The sequence below is a fragment of the Brevundimonas sp. EAKA genome (assembly GCF_000698025.1).
GTDB classification, from domain to species: Bacteria; Pseudomonadota; Alphaproteobacteria; order Caulobacterales; family Caulobacteraceae; genus Brevundimonas; species Brevundimonas mediterranea_A.
In genome coordinates, this window is record NZ_JMQR01000293.1 from 1 (window position 1) to 430 (window position 430).

Here is a 430-nt window from a genome sequence, read left to right on the forward strand (position 1 = left end):
CAAGAGGAGCCATTGCTGAGAATGGCTAGCTTGATTTTTTCGCCAAGACCTGCCTAAACTCTTACCACCTGATCAAGTTATGACCTGCGTAGGGATGTGTCTCAAAATAGATTGAAATAGAGGAACTTCTATGACGTCGTTTTGATGTGGCAAAAAACAGCCAATCAAGACGATTGGTATAGGAGGGTTTTTTATGTCGAAAACGAATATTCGACCAATGATTGAGGTTGCCCTTTTTGCAACCATTGCTTATATCCTGGACCTAGTTACCCAGCCCATGTCACTAGGCCCTTGGATTTCCCTTTCCTTTAAGATGGTACCTATCTTTCTCCTCAGTTTTCGCTGGGGCTTAAAAGCTGGTGCTATGGGCGGTCTTATCTGGGGACTACTTCAAGTGGTGACAGGACAGGCAGCCGGTGGTTGGCTAACC

At 45.6% G+C, this 430-nt stretch carries 1 protein-coding gene and 1 riboswitch; the gene reads left to right on the top strand.

The features are described from left to right. Window positions 1-112: riboswitch (TPP riboswitch) on the top strand. This riboswitch is flagged as partial in the annotation. A gap of 81 nt (window positions 113-193) precedes the next feature. Next, on the top strand, window positions 194-430 hold a 237-nt coding region (locus ER13_RS18145), incomplete at its 3' end, for an energy-coupled thiamine transporter ThiT (RefSeq protein WP_197019826.1).